Source organism: Mesorhizobium sp. M0159, from assembly GCF_040322295.1.
Taxonomy (GTDB): domain Bacteria; phylum Pseudomonadota; class Alphaproteobacteria; order Rhizobiales; family Rhizobiaceae; genus Mesorhizobium.
The window spans coordinates 1-18,443 of sequence record NZ_JAMYTF010000014.1 but is presented as its reverse complement, the minus strand read 5'-3'; the positions used below and the strand labels follow the sequence as shown (position 1 = coordinate 18,443).

Sequence of the window (18,443 nt, the reverse complement as noted above, 5' to 3'; positions counted from 1 at the left end):
TGCTGGATCGAGTTCGACTAGATCAAATTCGGAAGAAAGAGAGCGATCTGCGGAAAGAGGACAATCAGCAGGATCAGCAGAAGCGTCAGCGCGATGTACGGCGCCGCAGCCATGGCAACCGTCTTGAGCGATGTGCCTTTCGGCGCAACGCCGATCATGATGAACAGCAGCAGACCAAACGGCGGCGTGGTGAAGCCGACCTCGTAGGCGAGCAGCAGGATCAGCCCGAACCATACCGGCTCGTAGCCGAATTGCTGGGCGATCGGCAGGAAGATCGGCAGCGTGATCAGCATCATCGAGACCTGATCCATGAACATGCCGAGCAGCAGGATGACGAGCACCATCATGAGCAGCATGGGATACGGTCCAAGATCGTAGCCCACGATGAACTGGATAAAGCCGTTGGAGGCGCCGGAGAAGGCGAATATCTGCGAGAACGTCGTCGAAGCCGAGATGATCAGGAAGGTCATGCCGGTGACCTTCATCGCATCGTCCAGCGACTTCCAGACAACCGACCAGCTGAACCGTCGGTAGACAAACAACAAGGCGAAGACGGCGGCACAGCCGAGTCCGGCCGATTCCGTCGGCGTCGCTATCCCAAGGATGATCGTGCCGACCACCATGAACACGATGACGCTCATCGGAATGATGTTGACGGCGACCGCCCTCACCTTCTCGGCCGCGGGAACGGCGGGTACCGGATAGTGCGGAGCGGCGTCCGGATCGATCTTCGTCTGCGCGAAGATCAGGGCCGCGTACATGACAACGAGCAGCAGTCCAGGCAGAGCCCCCGCTATGAGCAGCGCGCCGACGTCGATCTGGGCAAGCGAGCCGAGCAAGACGGCCAGCGAGGATGGCGGGATGATGACGGCAAGGCTTCCGGCGCCAAGCACCGGGCCGTAGGCCATATGCGGCTTGTAGCCTCGCTTCAGCATCTCGGGCACCATCAGCGAGCCCATCATGCCGGTATTGGCGAGGCTGGAACCTGACAGCGCGGAAAAGATCGTGCCGGCGGCGAGGACGACATAGGCGAGGCGTCCGCGCAGATTGCCGATGCACAGGTCGAGCGCATAGATGACTTTCTCGCCGAGGCCGGAGCGGAAGAACAGGCTGCCCATGACGAGAAACATCGGCAGCGGGGCAAGCGCATAGGTCGAGACAGCGTCGGAGAAGTTGGCGACCATCTGCGTCACGCCGATCGAACCGCCGAAGAACATGTACAGCCCGATCACATTGGTGACGAAGAATGCGAAGGCGACCGGCAGCCCAAGGCCCATCAAGACAAGGATGGTGCCAACGAGCACAGCGAATGGAAACAGCCAGGCCACTACTCAGAGCCCTTCCATTTCCAGCGGATCGAGCGTGTACAGCGTGTCACGGCCGAGCAGATATCTGAGCCATTCCAGCGCCGAGAGATAGAAGGCGAGCATGATGGGCAGAAAGACCAGCCATTTCGGCATATCGAAACTGCGCGTTTCGTATTCGCCGCCCGCAACGGCACTTGTCAGCGAAGACAGAGCGACGCTGCCGAGGTAGAGGCTGACGGCAATGCAGGCGAGGTAGACCAGCTTTTCAAGCACCGCCCGTGCCCGCACCGGCAGCGCCTGGCGCAGGAACTCGACGAAGACATGGCCCTTGCTGTGGACCAGCCAGGGCATCGGCAGAAATGCCGCATAGAGCAGGCCGTATTCCGTCGCGGACACCGCCCAGGCAAGCGGCCTCAGGCCGAGATTGCGGACGCACACATCAGCAACCACCGCGACGATGATGAGGCCAAGCACCGCTTTTGCCGCCGCGGCCAACGCAAGGCTCAGCTTCCCGATCGCTGCAAACAATCTGTCCATTCCCGACGACCCTCATGTCCACCTTGATGAAGGGCGCACCAGCGCCCTCGGCTCGGGCTACTGGAAGAATTTCTTCAACTGATCGATGTTGGTGGGATCGCGTTTGGTCATTCTCGCCCAGCTCGCCTGCGTGGCAGCCGCCAGGAATTTGTCGCGGCCGGCGCCGGTCAAGCTGATCACCTTCTGCCCGCCGCCGATCATTGCCTGTGCCTGCTTTTCGGACTCGGCGAGATTGGCGTCATAGCTCACGCGCTCGTATTCGACGGCCGTGTCGGCAAGCAGCTTCTGCGCCTCGGGCGACAGCGTGTCCCATTTGGCCTTGTTGATCGAGATCAGCACATCGGTTTTGAAGAATTGCGGGTCGACACGGTATTTGGTGAATTTGTCCCAGCCGAACGACGCATAGCCAAATACGGTATACGCGTTGGCATTGACGACGCCGCGCTCGAGCGAGGTGTAGACATCCCCCGGCGCCTGCACGATCACCGTCGCGCCTAGCGATTCGAGGAAATCGCGATAGAGCGGCGAGGAACGGATTTTCAGGCCGCCCCAGTCGATGCTGCCTTCGCTGTTGAGCTTGGGTTCGTCGACGGTGAAGACGTTGAAGCCCGAGCCCGCGTCGACATGCGCCAGCAGATGGGCATTGGCCTTCTTCTCGAAAATTCCGTTGATGAAATCCCAGCCGCCATTGTCGCGAACCTCCCAGGGCGTCTTCGTCGATGCGGAGAAAACCTCGCCTTCGGGCACGAGTTCGAGGAACTGCCCTGCCGGTGTGTCGATCACGTCGATCAGGCCGCTCCTGAGCGCCGCGCCCTGCTGGATCGGCGGAATGACCTCCGGCCCGCCACGGACGTTGATCTGGACCACGCCCTTGCCCTTTTCGTTCACTTCCTGAACGAACTTCAGGAAGCTCTGGGCGTAGCCGTTCTGCGTCGGTGTAAAATGCACGGCGTTGAGGACGACCTCTTCGGCCGCGGCGATACCCGCCACACCCGACATGAGTGCAGCCAGAACAAGGGATTTCCAAATGCGCATTGCCATACTCCCTTTGATAGTTCGTCCATGAACCGGCCCATGATCGGGCCGATCTGAAATTGCGATCGCTGCGCCGCCACGCGAACGGCGGTTAGTTGACATCATCTCCTACTGTCAGGAACCGCCCATGCGCGTAGAAGACCGGCGATCGGTCAGCGCGATCCAGCGCAACGCCCGAGACGATGCCGATGACGATCATGTGCGACGCCCGCACAATGATTTCGGCCACCCGGCATTCGAACATTGCCCGCGCGCCGACAAGCAAGGGCGCGCCGGTTTCGCCACGCACCCATGATCCGGACGAGAACCGCGCGGCGCCCTTGGCTTTGGTCATGCCGCCAAAGGCACGCACAACGTTCTCCTGGTCGCCGGCGGGAAGATTGACCGAAAACGGCAAGTCTTCGCGAATGGCCGAGGCAAAGGTGCTGCCGCGGTTGACGCAGGCCAGCAGCGACGGCGGCTCGGCGCTGAACGAGCAGAGGGCCGTCGCCGTGATGCCGCAAAAACCGATCTCGTCATGTTCCGACGCGAGGATGGCGACCGAGCCCGCCACGGCCCGCATCGCCTGCTTGAAGGCGCGCGGATTGATGGCGTCGTGCCCATGCACCCACGGGGTCGGAATGGCGGCCGCCGGCATCAATTGACTCGAAGCCCGGCCTGGCGCATCAGCGGCAGCACGCGGTCGCAGAAGAAGGGCAATTCGTAGGTGTAGTTGACGAATGTAAGGGCGGCGCCGGAATAGCCCTGGTCCATGATCTCAGTGAGATCGTCGACGATCTTTTCCGGCGTGCCGATGAGCGGGAACGTTCCGGCACCGCCGGCGAACCTTTGTCGATATTCGGTGAAAGCCTTCGCATCGTGCGAGTTCGCGAATTCCTTCTTCTTGCGCATGTGCTCGTCGACCGCACCCTCGTCCGCGCATTCCAGCGCGTAGTGCCGGTAGTAGTCCTCGGCTTCCTGCTGGGTCTCCCGGCAGACGACGTGACAGACCGTATAGACGCCGACTTCGCGCCCGACTTCGGCCGCGCGGTTGGTAATGTCGACCACATGCGCACGGCCGTCGGCGATTTCGGAAAAAGTCGAAAACAAATAGTCACAGTGGCGCGCTGCGTAGTTGCGCCCCGGCGCGCCGAAGGCGGCGTTCATGGTCACCGGTCGCGGCGCCTGCAGGCTAGGCGGCCGGCTGACGACACCCTTCAGATCATAGAACTCGCCGCTGAAGTCGAACGGCTCCCTCGATTGATAGGCACGCACGATGATGTTGATCCATTCCTCGGCCTGATCGTAGGTCCGCTCGCCGACCGTCTGCCCGAACATGGCGAACTCGTCCGGGTTCCAGCCGCAGACGATGTTCAAGCCGGCCCGCCCGTTGGAGATGTGGTCGACCGTCGCCAGCGCTTTTGCAGCCTGCAGCGGATGAACCAGCGGCACATGCACCGTCATGAACAGGCCGATGTTCTCGGTGGCGACAGCAAGGCCCGCCGCCCAGGTGAAAGTCTCGAACGACCATTCCCGTACATGCGTCAGACCGCCGAAGCCGCGCCAGCGGGCGATCGGCAGCAGAAACTCGAGGCCGGCGCGATCGGCGATACAGGCGGAGTTGAGGTTGTCTTCCCAGCGGGCACGCCAGCGCTCGGGAACGGTGGTCATTGCCAGGCCGCCATCGGCATTCATTGAAAAGACGCCGAGCTTGAACCTGTTCGGCCCTTTCAGCGGGTGCTGCTTCCTGATCATGCTTTCCCCCGCCGCGACATGCCCTCACCTTCACCGTTGGAGTTTTGAAACGGTGGGCTAAGCTTCATGAAACGCTCCTCGGCGTTCTGAATGAAGTGGGTCATGCGGTCGTAAGCGGCGACGGCGTCGCGCTTGACGAATGCCTCATAGATTGCGCGCATGCCGGCAACGATAACGGCCTGCGTCGGCTGGTGCGACAGCGTCCTTAAGCGGACGACGAGCACGTGGTCGGCGAACCTTGCAATGGTTTGTGAAAGGCGCTCGTTCTCGACGGCGCCGAGCCAACAATTTCTGAATGCCGAATTGGCCTGGAAAAAGCGGTCGGCATCGCCGGCGGCGGCCGCAGCCTCGGCCTCCCGAAGCGCGGCTGCCAGGGTCTTGAGGCCAGCGGCGTCAAGTGTCCGAGCAGCGTGCGCGGCGGCACGCGGCTCGAGCAAGCGGCGGACCTCGAAGATGTCGGCGACATCCGTCGCGGTAAGCGTGGGCAGGGTGAAGCCGCGTGTGGTGCCGACGAGATAGCCCTCATGCACCAACTGCATCAAGGCGTCGCGAACAGGCATTCTGGAAATACCGAGCTGGGCGGCAATATCGACGTCGACGAGCTTCTGGCCAGGCGCCAATTCGCCATGCTGTATCGTCAGCCGGATTTGTTGATAGACCTGGGCACGCAGATTGCCATCGCCAACCCGTTTGAGCTCTATCGTTTCCGTCATCCACGCCTTCCCATGCGAAGATTTCGTATATCGTTTGAGGCTGTGTTCTCGCGGTCGTGCCGTTTGAAATTCAGCCACGTGTTGGCAGAAATCGACCTGTCAGCCATGTTCCCGGCTCAAGTGGAGCATAGGCTGGATCACCGGGCAAGATGTTTTAAGTTTATAATGTATACTGTTTGAGTTCACTGTCCGGAGGGCAATGGATCGCGCCATCCGTGCTGCCGCGTCGCGCGACGGCGGGGACAGCTAACGATCCGCGCGTTCAGTAAAAAACGTACAGACGTTTTTCCGTGACACATCGAAGTTGACGGATTTAACTAAAATTACTTGCGATCTGCGCGCGCCGGCACGCCCACCCCGATCCCCTCGCCGGTACGCATTACTGGATCGCCCGCCGTATCGAAAGGTGCGGCGGGCTTTTCGTTTCGTTTGGCGGGGAGGCGCTTATGCGAGACTTGCCCAGGAATATCGACGCCGACGTCGTGATCGAAATCAGCAAGCTGCTCGACGACCGGGCGAAGTCCGTGCCAGTGCCGGTGCACAAGCTGGCGGCGATGATCCGGCTGGGCGTCGAGACCCGTCTGACCAATCACTCCATCGAAGAGCTGATCGTTGAGATGGCCGCGACGCGGGGGCTTCCGATGTTGTTCGATTTGCCGGTGGCAAATGTCGACAATGTCGTGCCGTTCGCCTCGGCGCGGCGTCCCCGCTGACACTTCGCTCGAACCCCACCGATCGTCACGTCGCCGCCCGATTTTACTTGCCCTGATGCGCGGGCCGAGTGTCGCCTTTCTTTTCGGGGTCGTGGGTATGGTGGCTGTCGCGTTCGCCGCCGCCGCCAGAGACCTTGCTGTGGCTGCGACGGTCGGAGTCGGCCGGCGGCTTTTCGACGCTCAGCGGCTTCTTGGCGTTTTCGTGCGCGGCGCCGGGACCGCCCTGGCGGATGCTGGCAGGTGTCTTCTTCGACGTGGACATGACCTAGCGATCCTGGACGTTGCCTTGATGGGTGGTGTTGACCTTCGTATTGCCTTGCTGGCCCTGCTTGTCGGGATCCGGCACGGTCGATTGCGGCGCCTGGTCGGCTGCTACCGATTTTTTGTCACCGGCGCCTTTTGGGCTCAGATTCTTCGGCGGCACAGGCGGAGGTTTTGTGCTCATGGCGTTTCTCCTTCCGCCATCCAAACAAGCGGGTCGGGAGAAAAGTTCCCGATGGCCCGGTCCGAACAGCAATTGCCGCGAACAGCCGGGCCCGCAGGCCGTGGCTTGGGGCCGGCGGGATCCAGGATTATTTCTTGATGATGTTTCCGTTGTTCAGATCGAAGGCCTGGGCACCGAACGCCTGCCTGAAGAAATCCTCCTGCAGATCGCCCCATTCGCCGAGATAGGCGCCGCAATTGCTGCAATGGATCGGCGTCGAATCCTTCGGATTGTCGGGAATCTCCATCAGGATCGTCCCGCACGCCTTGCAATCGAGCTTGTCATCCAAACGGCGGCCCATTGGGCACATGATCGCGCGTTTTCGGCCGCGCGCCAATTGTCGTTTTCGTACGAGGCTGCGAACGGTACGTTTCCACCTGCAGGCGGGCAGCAGGCTAGCGTTCCGCCGGATTTCCGAAGGCCGGATCGCGCCGCCTCGAATACGTTCCCACCCGCGGCAGCTCGTCTGGAAAGTCGACCCAGGGAAGCCTCATGTCCCAATATGCGTGGGCCTGCGGCGGAAACCGTTCGGGATGATCGAGGAAGCCGATCGCCAGATAGAGTTCGTCGGGCAGGCCCTGGTCGACATAGCCGATCGATGTTCCGCAATCCGCACAGAAGGACCGAAGCACGCCGGGGGTTTTCGAAAAGGTCTTCGGTGTGCCGGTGAGCAACGAGAATTCGGAAGGCCGATAACCGACCCACACCGACAGAGGGCTTCCTATCGCCTTGCGGCAGTCGTCATCGTGATCGGAGCAAATCCAGAAAGGCTCGCCGCGCATCTCCGCCGTTATGGCGCCGCAAAAACAGGAACCCGTTTCAGTTCGTGGCATTGCCTTGCTGCTGAATTTCATTGCTGGCCCTACGTCATTGCTGGCCTGGCATTTCGGTATTTTCCTTGGGGTTCTTCTTGATGCCGGCGGCAGGCGAGGTATCGGCCGGAGCATTGCCACCCTGGTTCTGTTCAGGGGCTCTTTTGAGCGGCGAAGTCTGCCAGCCCATATCGCCGTACAAAAAGCCTATGAGAAGGCCGACGATGATGATGGCCGAAATCACCATCGCAATTAATGCATTACGTCGCTCCATTTTGCGCGGCTCCTTTCTTCGAGCCGAACAAACGATGGCGGAAATGGTTCCGGTTAGACGGACGGCGTGACGGTACGGACCCAGCCCGGAACATTCAGCCTCACCGCGGGTTCGTATGAGTGCTCTTCTTACAGGGAGTGGCTTGCATGAGACCCGCCGTAACCGATCGCATCGAAACCAAGAAATACGACCACCCGACAGGCGGCTGGGGATCGCTCAAATCACTGGTCCGCAAGGCGCGAGGCGAAGGCCTGCTGTTGTCCGGGATATGGAGCACGCTGCTCAAGCAGAACAAGGCCGACGGCTATATGTGCGTGTCTTGCTCATGGGCAAAGCCAGCCCAGCCGAGGCCTTTCGAATTCTGTGAAAACGGCGCCAAGGCGACGATGTGGGATCAGACCAAGCTGCGCTGCGAACCCGCTTTCTTCGCCGAGCATTCGGTGACGGAACTGCTCGATTGGCCGGATCACGATCTGGAGAAACAGGGCAGGCTAACAGAGCCCATGCGCTACAGTGCCGCCACCGACCGTTACGAGCCGGTTTCCTGGGACGATGCGTTCCGCGACATAGCTGCCGAACTGGGGCGGCTCGATCCCAAATCGGTGGTGTTCTACACGTCCGGCCGGGCCTCGCTCGAGGCCTCGTTCATGTACCAGCTTTTTGCGCGAATCTATGGGTCTTCGAACCTGCCCGATTCGTCCAACATGTGTCATGAATCGACCTCGGTCGGCTTGCCGGAATCGATCGGCTCGCCGGTCGGGACCGTGCAGCTCGAAGACTTTGCGAAATGCGACATGATGTTCTTCTTCGGGCACAACACCGGGGTGACGGCGCCGCGCCTGCTGCATCCGCTGCAAGAGGCACGTCAACGCAACGTGCCCGTCTTCACCTTCAATCCCTTGCCCGAGCGGGGACTGAAGCGCTTCAAGAACCCGCAAAACCCTGTCGACATGCTGTCGCCCGGGCCTGGCACCAAAATGTCCAGCGACTACTTCCAGGTTCGTTCCGGCGGCGACATTGCCGCGATGACGGGTATCGCCAAAGCGTTGCTGGCGCTCGACGATGCCGCCCGCGAAAGCGGCAGGAGGCGTGTCCTCGACACGGCTTTCATCGCCGAACACACGCATGGCTTCGCCGAATTCGAGGCCTTCCTGCGCAAAACCCAGTGGAGCGATATCGTCGCGCGATCCGGCATTGCGCAGACCGACCTGGAACATGTCGCCGAAGTCTACAGCCATGCCAACGCGGTGATCGGCAATTACGGCATGGGCCTGACCCAGCATCGGCACGGCACCGAGAACGTCCAGATGCTGTGCAACCTTTTGATGATGCGCGGCAATATCGGAAAAGCCGGCGCCGGGCATTTCGCCGCTGCGCGGCCATTCCAATGTCCAGGGGCAGCGCACCGTCGGCATATCGGAAAAGCCCGAGCTCGTCCCGCTCGACAAGTTCGCCGAATTCTACGCCTTTGAACCGCCGCGCGAGAAAGGTCGCGATACGGTCGAGACCTGCGAAGGCGTCATCGACGGATCGGTCAAGGGCTTCGTCGGGCTGGGCGGCAATTTCGTGCGGGCCGTTCCGGAAACCGGCCTGGTCGAGAAAGCCTGGCGTGGGCTCGACCTGCATGTCGAGATCGCGACCAAGCTCAACCGCAGCCACCTGATCGCCGGGCGGACAACCTATTTGCTGCCTTGCCTGTCACGGCTGGAAAGAGATCATCAGGCAAGCGGCGACCAAAGGGTGTCGGTAGAGGATTCCACCGCCTGTATCCACGGCTCGTTCGGATCGCGACCTCCGGCTTCGCCGCATCTGCTTTCAGAGCCCAGGATCGTCGCCGAACTCGCCAAGGCGACGGTGCCGGGCAGGAGTTCGATCCCGTGGGATGAGTGGGTTGGCGACTATTCCCGTATCCGCGACGAAATCGAGCGCTGCTACCCCCAACATTTCCGCGACTTCAACAAGCGTTTCCTGACGCCCGGTGGCTTCCATCGCGACATCAAGGCGAGCAAGCGGGTGTGGGAGACGCCGAACAAGAAGGCCAATTTCAAGCTGCCAACTGGCCTTGAAACCGATCCTGACATCGATGTCGCCGGCCGTGATGTGCTGACACTGATCACGGTGCGCTCCAACGACCAGTTCAACACGACCGTCTACGGCTACAACGACCGGCTGCGCGGCATCAGCGGCACACGCATGGTGCTGTTGATGAATGAAAAGGATATCCAGCGCCTCGGTTTGAGCGCCGGACAGGAGGTCGATCTCGAAGCCAACGCGCGGCACGGTGTGGAGCGCCGCGTGCACGGACTGCGCATCACGCCTTACTCGGTGCCGGAGGGAAATTGCGCCGGTTACTACCCCGAGCTCAACCCGCTGGTTCCTTTGTGGCACAGAGCCGAGAAGGCTCATGTTCCGGCGGTCAAATCGGTACCGGTGCGGATATTGCCATAGGCGTTCGTCGTTCGCGGCAGGCACGCACCACGCCGATGTGACCTGGCGCGACTTTCAAATCGCGACCTCAGCCGGCTCGCGCGAGTTCATCCACGGCATTCAGGATCGCACTCTGGCTCGCCGGCTTCTGCACGATCCTGCAAGCGCGGAACCCGGCCGGAATTTCGCGTTCACCAAAGCCTGAGAGGAAGGCGAACGGAACACCACGCGTCCGCAACGCTTCCGCAATCGGATAGCTGGTTTCGTCGTTCAACTGGATATCCAGTAACGCCGCGTCGACGCCGCCTTCGCCAACGAGCCGGAGTGCCGCCGTCACCGACGAAACAGGTCCAACCACCTGATGGCCGGCTTTGCGCAGGTAAGCCGCCGCATCGTCGGCGATCAGCCATTCATCCTCGACGATCAGCACACGCACCTTTCCGGTCACGACGAGCCCTCGCGGGTCAGAGGAAATGCGATTTCCGCCTCCAAACCATTTGAGCGGAAACTTGTTTCAACTTTTCCGCCCAGCCTATAGCCGATTTCTCCGCGCAGAAGGGTAAGGCCGAAGCCGCTGTCGGTTGGCTCCTTGATGCGGGGGCCGCCCTTCTCGCGCCAGACGAGCTTGAAGGTTCCGTCGGCCACCGACCATTTGACAACTATCCGCCCGGCAGGCCTCGACAGTGCGCCATACTTGGCGGCATTCGTCGCCAGTTCATGGATGGCCATGCCGAAGGAAAGCCCTTGTGCCGGCTTGAGATTTACCCTCTTGCCATCGAGCTCAAACCGTTCGGGGCCGAAGGGATCGAGTTCCTGACGCAGCAGTTCCTCGACGGAGGCTTCCGTCCAGCTCTCGCGCGAGAGCAGACTATAGGCTCGTGACATGGCATGCAGGCGCCCGATCAAGGCTTCGGCGAACTCCTCTTTCGATGCCGAGTTTTCACGGGTCCGGTTGGTGATGCTGGCCACGACCGCCAGCATGTTCTTGACGCGATGGTTCAGCTCGGAGATGAGCACCTGCTGACGCTCTTCCGCCTGCGCCAGCGTCGTCACGTCGATCAGGGTCACGACGACGCCCTGGATGCTGCCGCTCTTGTCCCGGTACGGGTTGATGCGAACCAGGTAGAACCGGCCCTTGTCGTCGCGCGCAAGGTGATGGTTCAGGATCTCTCCCGTCTCGAGCACTGCCTCGATGTGAGGCCTCAGCTCGGGATAGTCGAGCTGGCTTGAAAGGTCGGTCAGCGGCCGTCCGACATCGGATGGGCGCAGATTGAAGAAGGCCGATGCAGCGGGGGTAAAGGTCCGCACCACAAGGTTGCGGTCGAGGAATATGGTTGCGATCTCTGTGCTTTCGAACAGGTTTCTGAGATCGCTGTTGGCGCGGTCGAGCTCCTCAATCTTGCTGGTCAGCTCTGCGTTGATGGTGCTGAGCTCTTCGTTGAGCGACTGCTTCTCCTCCTTCGAGGCCTCAAGCTCCTCATTAGTCGACTGCGCCTCTTCATTGGCGGAGAACGTCTTCGTCTTATAGCTGGAAAAGTCGTGACCGGAATGGCCGCGCAGAGTGGGGTCGATTTCATCGGCGGCCCGATCCACGTCAGCTTTGTGCTCGCCACCCCCCTCGGCCAGCCCGTTCAGCACATTGAAGCCGCGGCCAAACGCCTGAAGCTTTGCGCCGATCTCCTCGGCGGGCGCTGCGATATCGATCAGGCCGCTCGAAATCGCGCTTTGCGGCATGTCCGGGTTGCGCGGGCCGGAACCGTTGGAGGCTTGGGCAATCGTCAGTCCGCCATGTTCCTTGATCGCCCGGGCGCCCAGCGTGCCGTCCGAATCGCCCCCCGACAAGATGATGCCTACGGCGTACTCCCCTTGGTCCTCGGCCAGTGCACGGAAGAAGATGTCGATCGGTTTGCGCTCGCGGTTAAGCGTGTTCGGCCGGCGTAGCGAAAGCGCGCCCTTACGGATGGTGAGGACGACGTTTTGCGGCATCACATAGACCTGGTCGGGTTGGACCGCCATGCCCTCCTCGGCGACGATGACCGGCATTCCGGTGTAACGTGCGATAACGTCATGCAGCAGGCTTTCGCGTTCTGGGCTCAGATTAGTGACGACGACGAACGCCATGCCGGTGCCGCCGGTCAGTCCTTTGAACAGGCCCTCCATCGCGGGAATGCCGCCGGCCGATGCGCCGACGCCGACAATGGGAAATCTTCCGTTCTGGAATACCATGCCACGCCTCGGTAACAGCCGCGGCTGCGAAACCGCCAAATCGGACCTCAGACTAATGCATGTCGCGCAAAAGTGTGCAGCGGTTTTGCGATAACGAGATGAATAAAAACAACAGCCTAAAGCGCGTCGCATGAGGCCGGCAAAACGCGACGTGCTTTAGGACCGGACCGAGCCTCAGGCCAGTAAATAGTCCTCGAACGGAACAAAGCACCGCCGGTGGGCATTAACATCCGGTTTTCGAGGCGGTTCCAATGGCAAAACGACCACCTGAGATAAAGCCGGCAAAACAAATCTCGTTACGTTCGCCGGATCTGGCCAAGGTCCCGGTATCCGAAGAAATCCCGCCTCGTCTGCTCGCGCGCGCGGAACGGTTGCAAGAGGCTTTGTCCCGTCATTTTGTACAAGTCCGCGCCGACAGCCGTGACTCCCGCAGAAAGAAGGAACAATGAGGTGCGCGACCTGCAAGGCTTGCATATCCTGATCGTCGAGGACGAATGGATGCTGGCGGGCGATCTTGCACGTTATTTCAGCAAGATGGGCGCCGTCGTGCTTGGCCCCGTGGCGACAGTCGAACAGGCGTCGAAGCATACCGATGAGGCGGAAGCCGCAATCCTGGACGTCAATCTCAACGGAAGACGGGTATTCCCGATCGCGGACGAACTGATGCGCCGCGGCGTGCCGTTCGTGTTTTTCAGCGGCGACGAAGACATCGTTATTCCTGAGCGCCTTCGGTATGCCAGCAGCCTCAGAAAATCCTCGGACGGCCAGGCTGTTTTCGATGCTCTCTTCCCCTCCGAGCCCAAAGCATCAAGCGGAAATCTGGCGACCGAGCCGTCAGACGACGTATTTTCCCTGCTGCCTAAGCTCAGGCTCGCAGCGCGTCTGCTGCTGGGAGACGTTGACGCTTCCGACCGGCTGGTCGAGCGGACGCTCGAGCAGGCGATCGGCGAGATCGACAGGAGACGATCCGGTTCCTCCACCGAGGACTGGCTTAACGGCATCATGCGAAACATTGTCAAGGCACGCGGAGCAAACCTGCTGCACTGACCATGCCCGCCGGCAACTATTACCTCTGCACAGGGATTATCACTCTTTGGCGGTTGGCTTTGGATAGGCCTTGGCCAATTTGAGGCGCGCCTGTTCGGTTGAGAACATCCAGTTGCGGCGGTGCTCCGCCTGGTGTGGCCTTCACCTACGCTCGGGGCATTCATGCCGAACGGATATTGCAGGGCTTCTCCGGCATCCTGCAGGTCGATGGCTATGCCGGATACAACAGACTGATCGCACCTGACCGTGTCGGCTCGGACATCCGGCTTGCCTATTGTTGGGCACACGCTCGCCGCAAGCTGGTGGAGATAACCCGCAACGGAGCAGCACCTATCGCCGAAGAGGGCGTCAAGCGGATCAGCGAACTGGGTCGGATCGAGGCCGAACTGCGTGGCCTTGATCCGGAGGCTCGCCTCGCCGGACGACAGGAACGATCAACGCCACTGGTCACCGACATGCAGACCTGGCTCGTCCATCACCGCGCCCGTGTCGCGACCAAGTCTCCACTCGGCGAGGCCTTGGCGTACATCGCCAAATATTGGGATGGTTTGAAGCTCTTCCTGACCGACGGCCGCATCGAGATCGACAACAACAGCGTCGAGCGAACCATCCCAAGAATGCACTCTTTGCGGGGCACGACGCTGGAGCCGAGAACTGGGCCACCATCGCATCGCTCATCGAGACCTGCAAACTCAACGCCGTCGATCCGCAGGCCTACCTGACCAATACGCTCACCGCCATCGTCAACGGTCACAAGCAGAGCCGGATCGATGAGCTGCTGCCTTGGGCTTACAAGGGAAGTAATGTGGCCCCGAAGACTACAGTCGGCCCAAAGCGGACTTCGGAAGGTACGCAGATAGAGGATCGGCGAATGCCCCAAAGCCCGCACGCAGGGTGTGGACTCAGGGCGTTCCAGCGTCCTCAGTCTATGGCGAGAGAACTCGACAGTTCTCGGTACGCTTCGATCTGCTGCTGCAAGAGAGCAATCTTCTGCTCCGCCACCTGGATAGCGTCAGAGCCAGCGAGGAAGCGCCGTGGCAGTTCGTCCTGCTCAGCGAGCGTGATTAGAGCGCGTGCCAGCTTAGCGGGGTCACCGCCCTGCTTGCCGTTCTGGGACTTCCAGAAGGCAATCTGTGCCGTGCGTCGCTCGTGATAATCTTCGATCGCGATTTCCGCGTAACTGGTGGACTCCTCCGTCAGAAGCTCCGTGCGGAAAAAGCCTGGGTTGACGATCATCGTCTCGATGCCGAACGGACCGACTTCAGTCTGCAGCGCTTCCATCCAGCCATCGAGGCCAAACTTCGAAGCAGAGTAGGCTGTGCAGAATTCAAAGCCCATCAGACCTGCCGTCGAGGAGATCGAGACGATCTGGCCGGAGCGCTGCTTGCGCATGACCGGAAGGAACGCCCGCGTCACGATCATCGGACCGTCAAGGCTCGTGCTTAGCTGCAACTGCATCTGCTTGGGAGACAGTTCCTCGAAATACCCGGCGTAGAAGCTGGCCGCGTTGTTGACCAGCACGTCGATCCGTCCGAACCGCTCAAGGGTCGCCTGCGCGGCGGCGTCGGCGTCAGCGGCCCTGGTGACATCGAGTTTCACGACAAGAAGGTCGTCGGAAGCACCTAGAGCGTTCGCCACCTTGTCTGGATTACGGCCAGTCGCGACCACCTTGTGGCCGGCTGCCAGGGCCGCCTTGGCAATGTCCAGGCCGAGGCCACGTCCTGCCCCGGTGATGAACCACACTTTGTTACTCATCTCATGTGTCCTTTCATGTTGTCAGCCCTTCACCGATCTTGCGGCGGGCTGTAAGACAGTTGTTCACATCGCCTGCACGGTCGGGCGGACCAGGATCTCGTTGAGGGACGTCCGCTTCGGCCGGCTGAGAGCAAAGGCTATGATTTCGGCGATGTCCTGAGCCGGAATTGCAACGTTGTCGCGGTAGTCCTGAGCAGACTTTTTGCTTTCCTCGTGGGTGATGTGGTCGGATAATTCTGTCGCCACCGCACCAGGCTCGATGACTATCACGCGGATGTCTGGCTGGAGTTCGACGCGAAGCGCCTCGGACCAGCCGTTGATCCCCCATTTGGTTGCCGAATAGGCAGCGAACCCGGCTGGAGCTACGCGACCTGCCACAGAAGAGATGTTCACCAGATCTCCCTTCTTGGCGCGGAGTTGGTCAAGGAAAACCTCAGTCACAGTCATGGCACCCAGGAGATTGGTTTCGACCATCTGCCGATGCTCGGATCGCTTGTCCGATCCAAACGGCGCTGTGAGCATCACGCCTGCGTTATTGACTAGAACATCGGCGCCGCCGAACTCCTGGACGCGCGCGGCGGCTCCAGCGATGGAGTCCCGGTCGGTCACGTCAGCCTGGATCGCGATAGCGCCTTCGCCGAGTTCGTCTGCGAGTGCCGCGACACGCTCGAGGCGCCGCCCTAGAAGGGCTACGCGATATCCTTCTGAAAGAAGCTCACGTGCCAGCGCCTCACCGATTCCGGAGGATGCACCAGTGATTACAGCGACCCGATTGTTGTTATTCATGGTAGTCTCCTTCGTTGTGCTCTCTGGCTGGCCCTACCGATCCGGAAAGACCGGAGCGAGGACCACAGAGGTGGCAGCGCCTCGGACAAGAAGCGCCGCAGGTACCCGGCTAGACTTCAGCCCGTCGGTTCTTGTGGGTTGGTCACCTGACCGGTGACATGCCGGTTCCGCCCTTGGAACTCGTTCCAAGTTTTGCGCCGGTATCGATCATCGCGAGCATTGGTGGGCTCAGACGCGCGCCCTGGACCGTGATCCGGGCAAAGCCGTCATCGATCTCCTTGACATCGGCCGCACTCAACTGGACCTGCAGCGCGTCCATGTTCTGGTCCATCTGGTCCTCCGTTATCGGGCCGGGAATGGGCACGATCCACGGCTTGCGGGCGAGCAACCAGGCAAGGGCGACCTGGCCGGGCGCAGCCTGACGACGTGCGCGTAACGCTGTAGCAGTTCGACCACCGGCCAGTTGGCGCGGCGGGCTTCAGGCGTGAAGCGCGGCAGGTTGGCCCGTAGGTCGGCAGGGCCATGCACGAACATGGGGGTGACTGTACCGGTCAGGTATCCCATGCCGAGCGGGCTCCATGGCACGAACCCGATGCCAAGCTCCTCGCAGGTCGCCAGAACCTCCACCTCCGGATCGCGGGTCCAGACAGAGTATTCATTCCGCACCGCCGTGACTGGCTGCACTTTGTGGGCGCGGCGGATGGTCGCTTCGCCTGCAGCGGACAGGCCGAAGTGGCGGACCTTGCCTTCACGGATCAATTCCTGCACCGCTCCGGCCACGTCTTCGACGGGCACGGTCGGATCGACACGGTGTTGGTATTGAAGATCAATGTAGTCCGTCTTCAAGCGGCGGAGCTGTTGCTCGGTCACCCGCTTGATATTGTCAGGGCGGCTGTTGACGCCTGTGACCCGGCCTTCGGGCGTGATGTCGAAGCCGAACTTGGTCGCGATGATCACCTGGTCGCGGATCGGCGAAAGCGCTTCGCCAACAATATCCTCGCCCAGGAAGGGTCCATAGACTTCAGCGACGTCGAAAAAGGTCACGCCCCGGTCATGCGCCGCCCGGATGATCCGCACCGCCTCCTGCCTGTTCGTGGGCGGGCTGTACATCCCGGCAAAGTTTTGGCAGCCCATCCCCATGGCAGAGACTTCCAGCGAGCCGAGCATGCGACGCTGAAGGTTCGATGACCTTGCACCTGTGGCTGCGGCACCCGATGTTGCCGTTTGAGCTCTCGACTCGGAAAGAGGCAGCAGCGACGCTGCGGCGATGCCTAGCCCAGCGGCGAACAATTTACGGCGGCTTGGCATCTCGGGAGCGCCTGTTTCGAAATCGTCTGCATAGTTCTTCATGGTGCTGCACCTCCACTGGGTTTGATCAACCTCCGAAACACATCAGCGTTTGCGGCTGTGTCTTCGTGAGTGAGCGCAGAATACGATGGCCGTTCCTTTCAAAAAATGGCATTCGAGTTGATGCGACATTAACCAGAGGTTCATAATGGACAAGGATCAGCTTGATGGGCTTGTGGCGTTTGCGCTTGTCGCCGAGAAGCGGAACTTCACGGCGGCGGCAGAAGCACTCAGGGTTTCGCCACCTGCGATAAGCAAGATGATCAGACACCTCGAAACTCGCCTGGGCGTCACCCTGCTTACAAGAACGACACGAGCTACGAGCTTGACCGAAGCCGGGGAGAAATTCCTGCAACAGGCGGGACCGGCGCTGGATGCGATCCTTTCCGCTATGAAGGACGCGGGAAGCGCAGCGGACAAGCCTGCCGGTCGTCTGCGCTTGAATGTCCCGCAGACAGTCTATCCGAACTTCCTTAGGCCGCTGATCGCGACCTTTATCGAAAAGTACCCGGATGTGACGGTTGAGATCTTCTTCGAGAACGCGGCCACCAACATATTCGAGCGCGGGTTTGATGCAGGAATACGGGTGTCAGACATCCTTGCCAAAGATGTCGTGGCGCTCAAACTCTTCGGTCCCGTCCGATGGGTTGTGGCTGCTGCACCGGCCTACCTTGACAAGCATGGGCACCCTGAACATCCAAAAGACCTGTTGGCCCATCCTTGCATCTGCGCGGGAGCTGGCAATCGTGTGTACGATCGGTGGGAGTTCGAGAGCGACGGCAAGGAATTTGAGGTTCAGGTAAAGGGGCCGCTGATCCTCAATGATGTTCTGCTGGCGATCGATGCGGCCGTCGACGGCTTAGGGGTCGTTTACAGCCCTGAAGAAGCGATCAGCGACAAGTTGACGAGCGGCAAGCTCGAAGTCGTTCTGGACCACTTCACCGGGACAAGCTCGGGTGTGTACCTCTACTACCCGCAGCGGTCTCAAGTTCACCCCAAACTGCGGGCCTTCATCGAACATCTCAAAGGCCTGGAGAAGAGGTAGCGCGAGCTTCCTATTGGACGCAGCTTTCGCTTCCCACAGAACCGCTGTCAACGCGAAGAATATTGACGGCCTTCGTCACCTTGGTGCTGCGGATCGCAATCCAACAACGTCCGCTGTTGTGATGGGTTTCGGATGCCGGCCGTCTACTGAGATGGCGTGGCTCGAGGCCGGCGTCCGGAAGCCTCCAGGGAAGGAACCCGC

General features: G+C 60.8%; 19 protein-coding genes and 3 pseudogenes. 6 read left to right on the top strand and 16 right to left on the bottom strand.

Translation table 11 applies throughout. The features are described 5' to 3' along the window. Window positions 1-17: 17 nt before the first annotated feature. The 6 genes from NKJ32_RS16005 to NKJ32_RS15980 all read right to left on the bottom strand — a co-directional run bounded on the left by NKJ32_RS16005 (window position 18) and on the right by NKJ32_RS15980 (window position 5,326). Entirely contained in the window at window positions 18-1,328 is a 1,311-nt protein-coding gene (locus NKJ32_RS16005) for a TRAP transporter large permease (RefSeq protein WP_352782135.1), read from the bottom strand. Window positions 1,329-1,331: 3 nt separating this feature from the next. Continuing rightward, window positions 1,332-1,844, bottom strand: coding sequence for a TRAP transporter small permease (locus NKJ32_RS16000; RefSeq protein WP_352786778.1), 513 nt, complete (start codon window positions 1,842-1,844; stop codon window positions 1,332-1,334). A gap of 57 nt (window positions 1,845-1,901) precedes the next feature. Further along, the gene (gene dctP / locus NKJ32_RS15995; RefSeq protein WP_352575487.1) at window positions 1,902-2,879 is read right to left on the bottom strand and encodes a TRAP transporter substrate-binding protein DctP; all 978 of its coding nucleotides are present in this window, start codon (window positions 2,877-2,879) and stop codon (window positions 1,902-1,904) included. 91 nt (window positions 2,880-2,970) lie between these two features. Continuing rightward, entirely contained in the window at window positions 2,971-3,516 is a 546-nt protein-coding gene (locus NKJ32_RS15990; protein WP_352782138.1) for a flavin reductase family protein, read from the bottom strand. After that, window positions 3,516-4,610 carry an LLM class flavin-dependent oxidoreductase gene (locus tag NKJ32_RS15985; RefSeq protein ID WP_352455311.1) on the bottom strand — a complete coding sequence of 365 codons (1,095 nt, stop codon included), beginning with the start codon at window positions 4,608-4,610 and terminating at the stop codon, window positions 3,516-3,518. The genes NKJ32_RS15990 and NKJ32_RS15985 overlap by 1 nt, the downstream gene beginning before the upstream one ends. Next, the gene (locus tag NKJ32_RS15980) at window positions 4,610-5,326 is read right to left on the bottom strand and encodes a GntR family transcriptional regulator (RefSeq protein ID WP_352614955.1); all 717 of its coding nucleotides are present in this window, start codon (window positions 5,324-5,326) and stop codon (window positions 4,610-4,612) included. The genes NKJ32_RS15985 and NKJ32_RS15980 overlap by 1 nt, the downstream gene beginning before the upstream one ends. Before the next feature lie 446 nt (window positions 5,327-5,772). Between NKJ32_RS15980 and NKJ32_RS15975 the strand changes: the two genes are divergently transcribed. After that, a complete protein-coding gene (locus NKJ32_RS15975) occupies window positions 5,773-6,039 on the top strand; it encodes a hypothetical protein (protein ID WP_352743931.1) in 267 nt (88 codons plus the stop codon). Window positions 6,040-6,082: 43 nt separating this feature from the next. On the opposite strand, the gene NKJ32_RS15970 is transcribed toward NKJ32_RS15975, so the two are convergent. From NKJ32_RS15970 to NKJ32_RS15950, 5 genes are all read right to left on the bottom strand, one after another. Then, entirely contained in the window at window positions 6,083-6,301 is a 219-nt protein-coding gene (locus tag NKJ32_RS15970; RefSeq protein ID WP_352590409.1) for a hypothetical protein, read from the bottom strand. Between the two features lie 3 nt (window positions 6,302-6,304). Continuing rightward, complete coding sequence (locus tag NKJ32_RS15965; RefSeq protein ID WP_031193315.1) at window positions 6,305-6,484, bottom strand: hypothetical protein; 180 nt, start codon at window positions 6,482-6,484, stop codon at window positions 6,305-6,307. 127 nt (window positions 6,485-6,611) lie between these two features. Beyond that, window positions 6,612-6,770, bottom strand: a complete 159-nt coding sequence (locus tag NKJ32_RS15960; protein ID WP_023676108.1) for a hypothetical protein — start codon at window positions 6,768-6,770, stop codon at window positions 6,612-6,614. 148 nt (window positions 6,771-6,918) lie between these two features. Further along, on the bottom strand, window positions 6,919-7,356 hold the full coding sequence (locus NKJ32_RS15955; RefSeq protein ID WP_352828017.1) for a GFA family protein: 438 nt from the start codon (window positions 7,354-7,356) through the stop codon (window positions 6,919-6,921). Window positions 7,357-7,390: 34 nt separating this feature from the next. After that, complete coding sequence (locus NKJ32_RS15950) at window positions 7,391-7,609, bottom strand: hypothetical protein (RefSeq protein WP_023676110.1); 219 nt, start codon at window positions 7,607-7,609, stop codon at window positions 7,391-7,393. 146 nt (window positions 7,610-7,755) lie between these two features. Here NKJ32_RS15950 and NKJ32_RS15945 point away from each other — a divergent pair. Then, window positions 7,756-10,057: pseudogene (locus tag NKJ32_RS15945) on the top strand (FdhF/YdeP family oxidoreductase). A 67-nt stretch (window positions 10,058-10,124) separates the two neighbouring features. Here the strand turns inward: NKJ32_RS15945 and NKJ32_RS15940 are convergent. Both NKJ32_RS15940 and NKJ32_RS15935 read right to left on the bottom strand, forming a co-directional pair. Next, window positions 10,125-10,466 (bottom strand): response regulator, encoded by a 342-nt coding sequence (locus NKJ32_RS15940; protein ID WP_245274673.1) that lies wholly within the window; start codon window positions 10,464-10,466, stop codon window positions 10,125-10,127. Between the two features lie 14 nt (window positions 10,467-10,480). Further along, a complete protein-coding gene (locus NKJ32_RS15935; protein WP_352634514.1) occupies window positions 10,481-12,262 on the bottom strand; it encodes a chemotaxis protein CheB in 1,782 nt (593 codons plus the stop codon). A 251-nt stretch (window positions 12,263-12,513) separates the two neighbouring features. Between NKJ32_RS15935 and NKJ32_RS15930 the strand changes: the two genes are divergently transcribed. From NKJ32_RS15930 to tnpC, 3 genes and pseudogenes are all read left to right on the top strand, one after another. Then, window positions 12,514-12,711: a hypothetical protein gene (locus tag NKJ32_RS15930; protein WP_156937318.1), complete on the top strand. Its 198-nt coding sequence runs from the start codon at window positions 12,514-12,516 to the stop codon at window positions 12,709-12,711. 1 nt (window position 12,712) lies between these two features. After that, window positions 12,713-13,309: a response regulator gene (locus NKJ32_RS15925; protein ID WP_036238319.1), complete on the top strand. Its 597-nt coding sequence runs from the start codon at window positions 12,713-12,715 to the stop codon at window positions 13,307-13,309. 116 nt (window positions 13,310-13,425) lie between these two features. Then, window positions 13,426-14,096, top strand: a pseudogene (tnpC, locus tag NKJ32_RS15920) (IS66 family transposase); the annotation flags it as partial. A 134-nt stretch (window positions 14,097-14,230) separates the two neighbouring features. Here tnpC and NKJ32_RS15915 read toward each other — a convergent pair. The 3 genes and pseudogenes from NKJ32_RS15915 to NKJ32_RS15905 all read right to left on the bottom strand — a co-directional run bounded on the left by NKJ32_RS15915 (window position 14,231) and on the right by NKJ32_RS15905 (window position 17,017). After that, window positions 14,231-15,064 carry an SDR family NAD(P)-dependent oxidoreductase gene (locus NKJ32_RS15915; RefSeq protein WP_023676115.1) on the bottom strand — a complete coding sequence of 278 codons (834 nt, stop codon included), beginning with the start codon at window positions 15,062-15,064 and terminating at the stop codon, window positions 14,231-14,233. Window positions 15,065-15,127: 63 nt separating this feature from the next. Next, window positions 15,128-15,850: an SDR family oxidoreductase gene (locus NKJ32_RS15910; RefSeq protein ID WP_023676116.1), complete on the bottom strand. Its 723-nt coding sequence runs from the start codon at window positions 15,848-15,850 to the stop codon at window positions 15,128-15,130. A gap of 142 nt (window positions 15,851-15,992) precedes the next feature. Further along, window positions 15,993-17,017 (bottom strand): annotated as a pseudogene (locus NKJ32_RS15905) (aldo/keto reductase). A 328-nt stretch (window positions 17,018-17,345) separates the two neighbouring features. Between NKJ32_RS15905 and NKJ32_RS15900 the strand changes: the two are divergent. After that, the gene (locus tag NKJ32_RS15900; protein WP_023676118.1) at window positions 17,346-18,242 is read left to right on the top strand and encodes a LysR substrate-binding domain-containing protein; all 897 of its coding nucleotides are present in this window, start codon (window positions 17,346-17,348) and stop codon (window positions 18,240-18,242) included. Window positions 18,243-18,443: the final 201 nt, after the last annotated feature.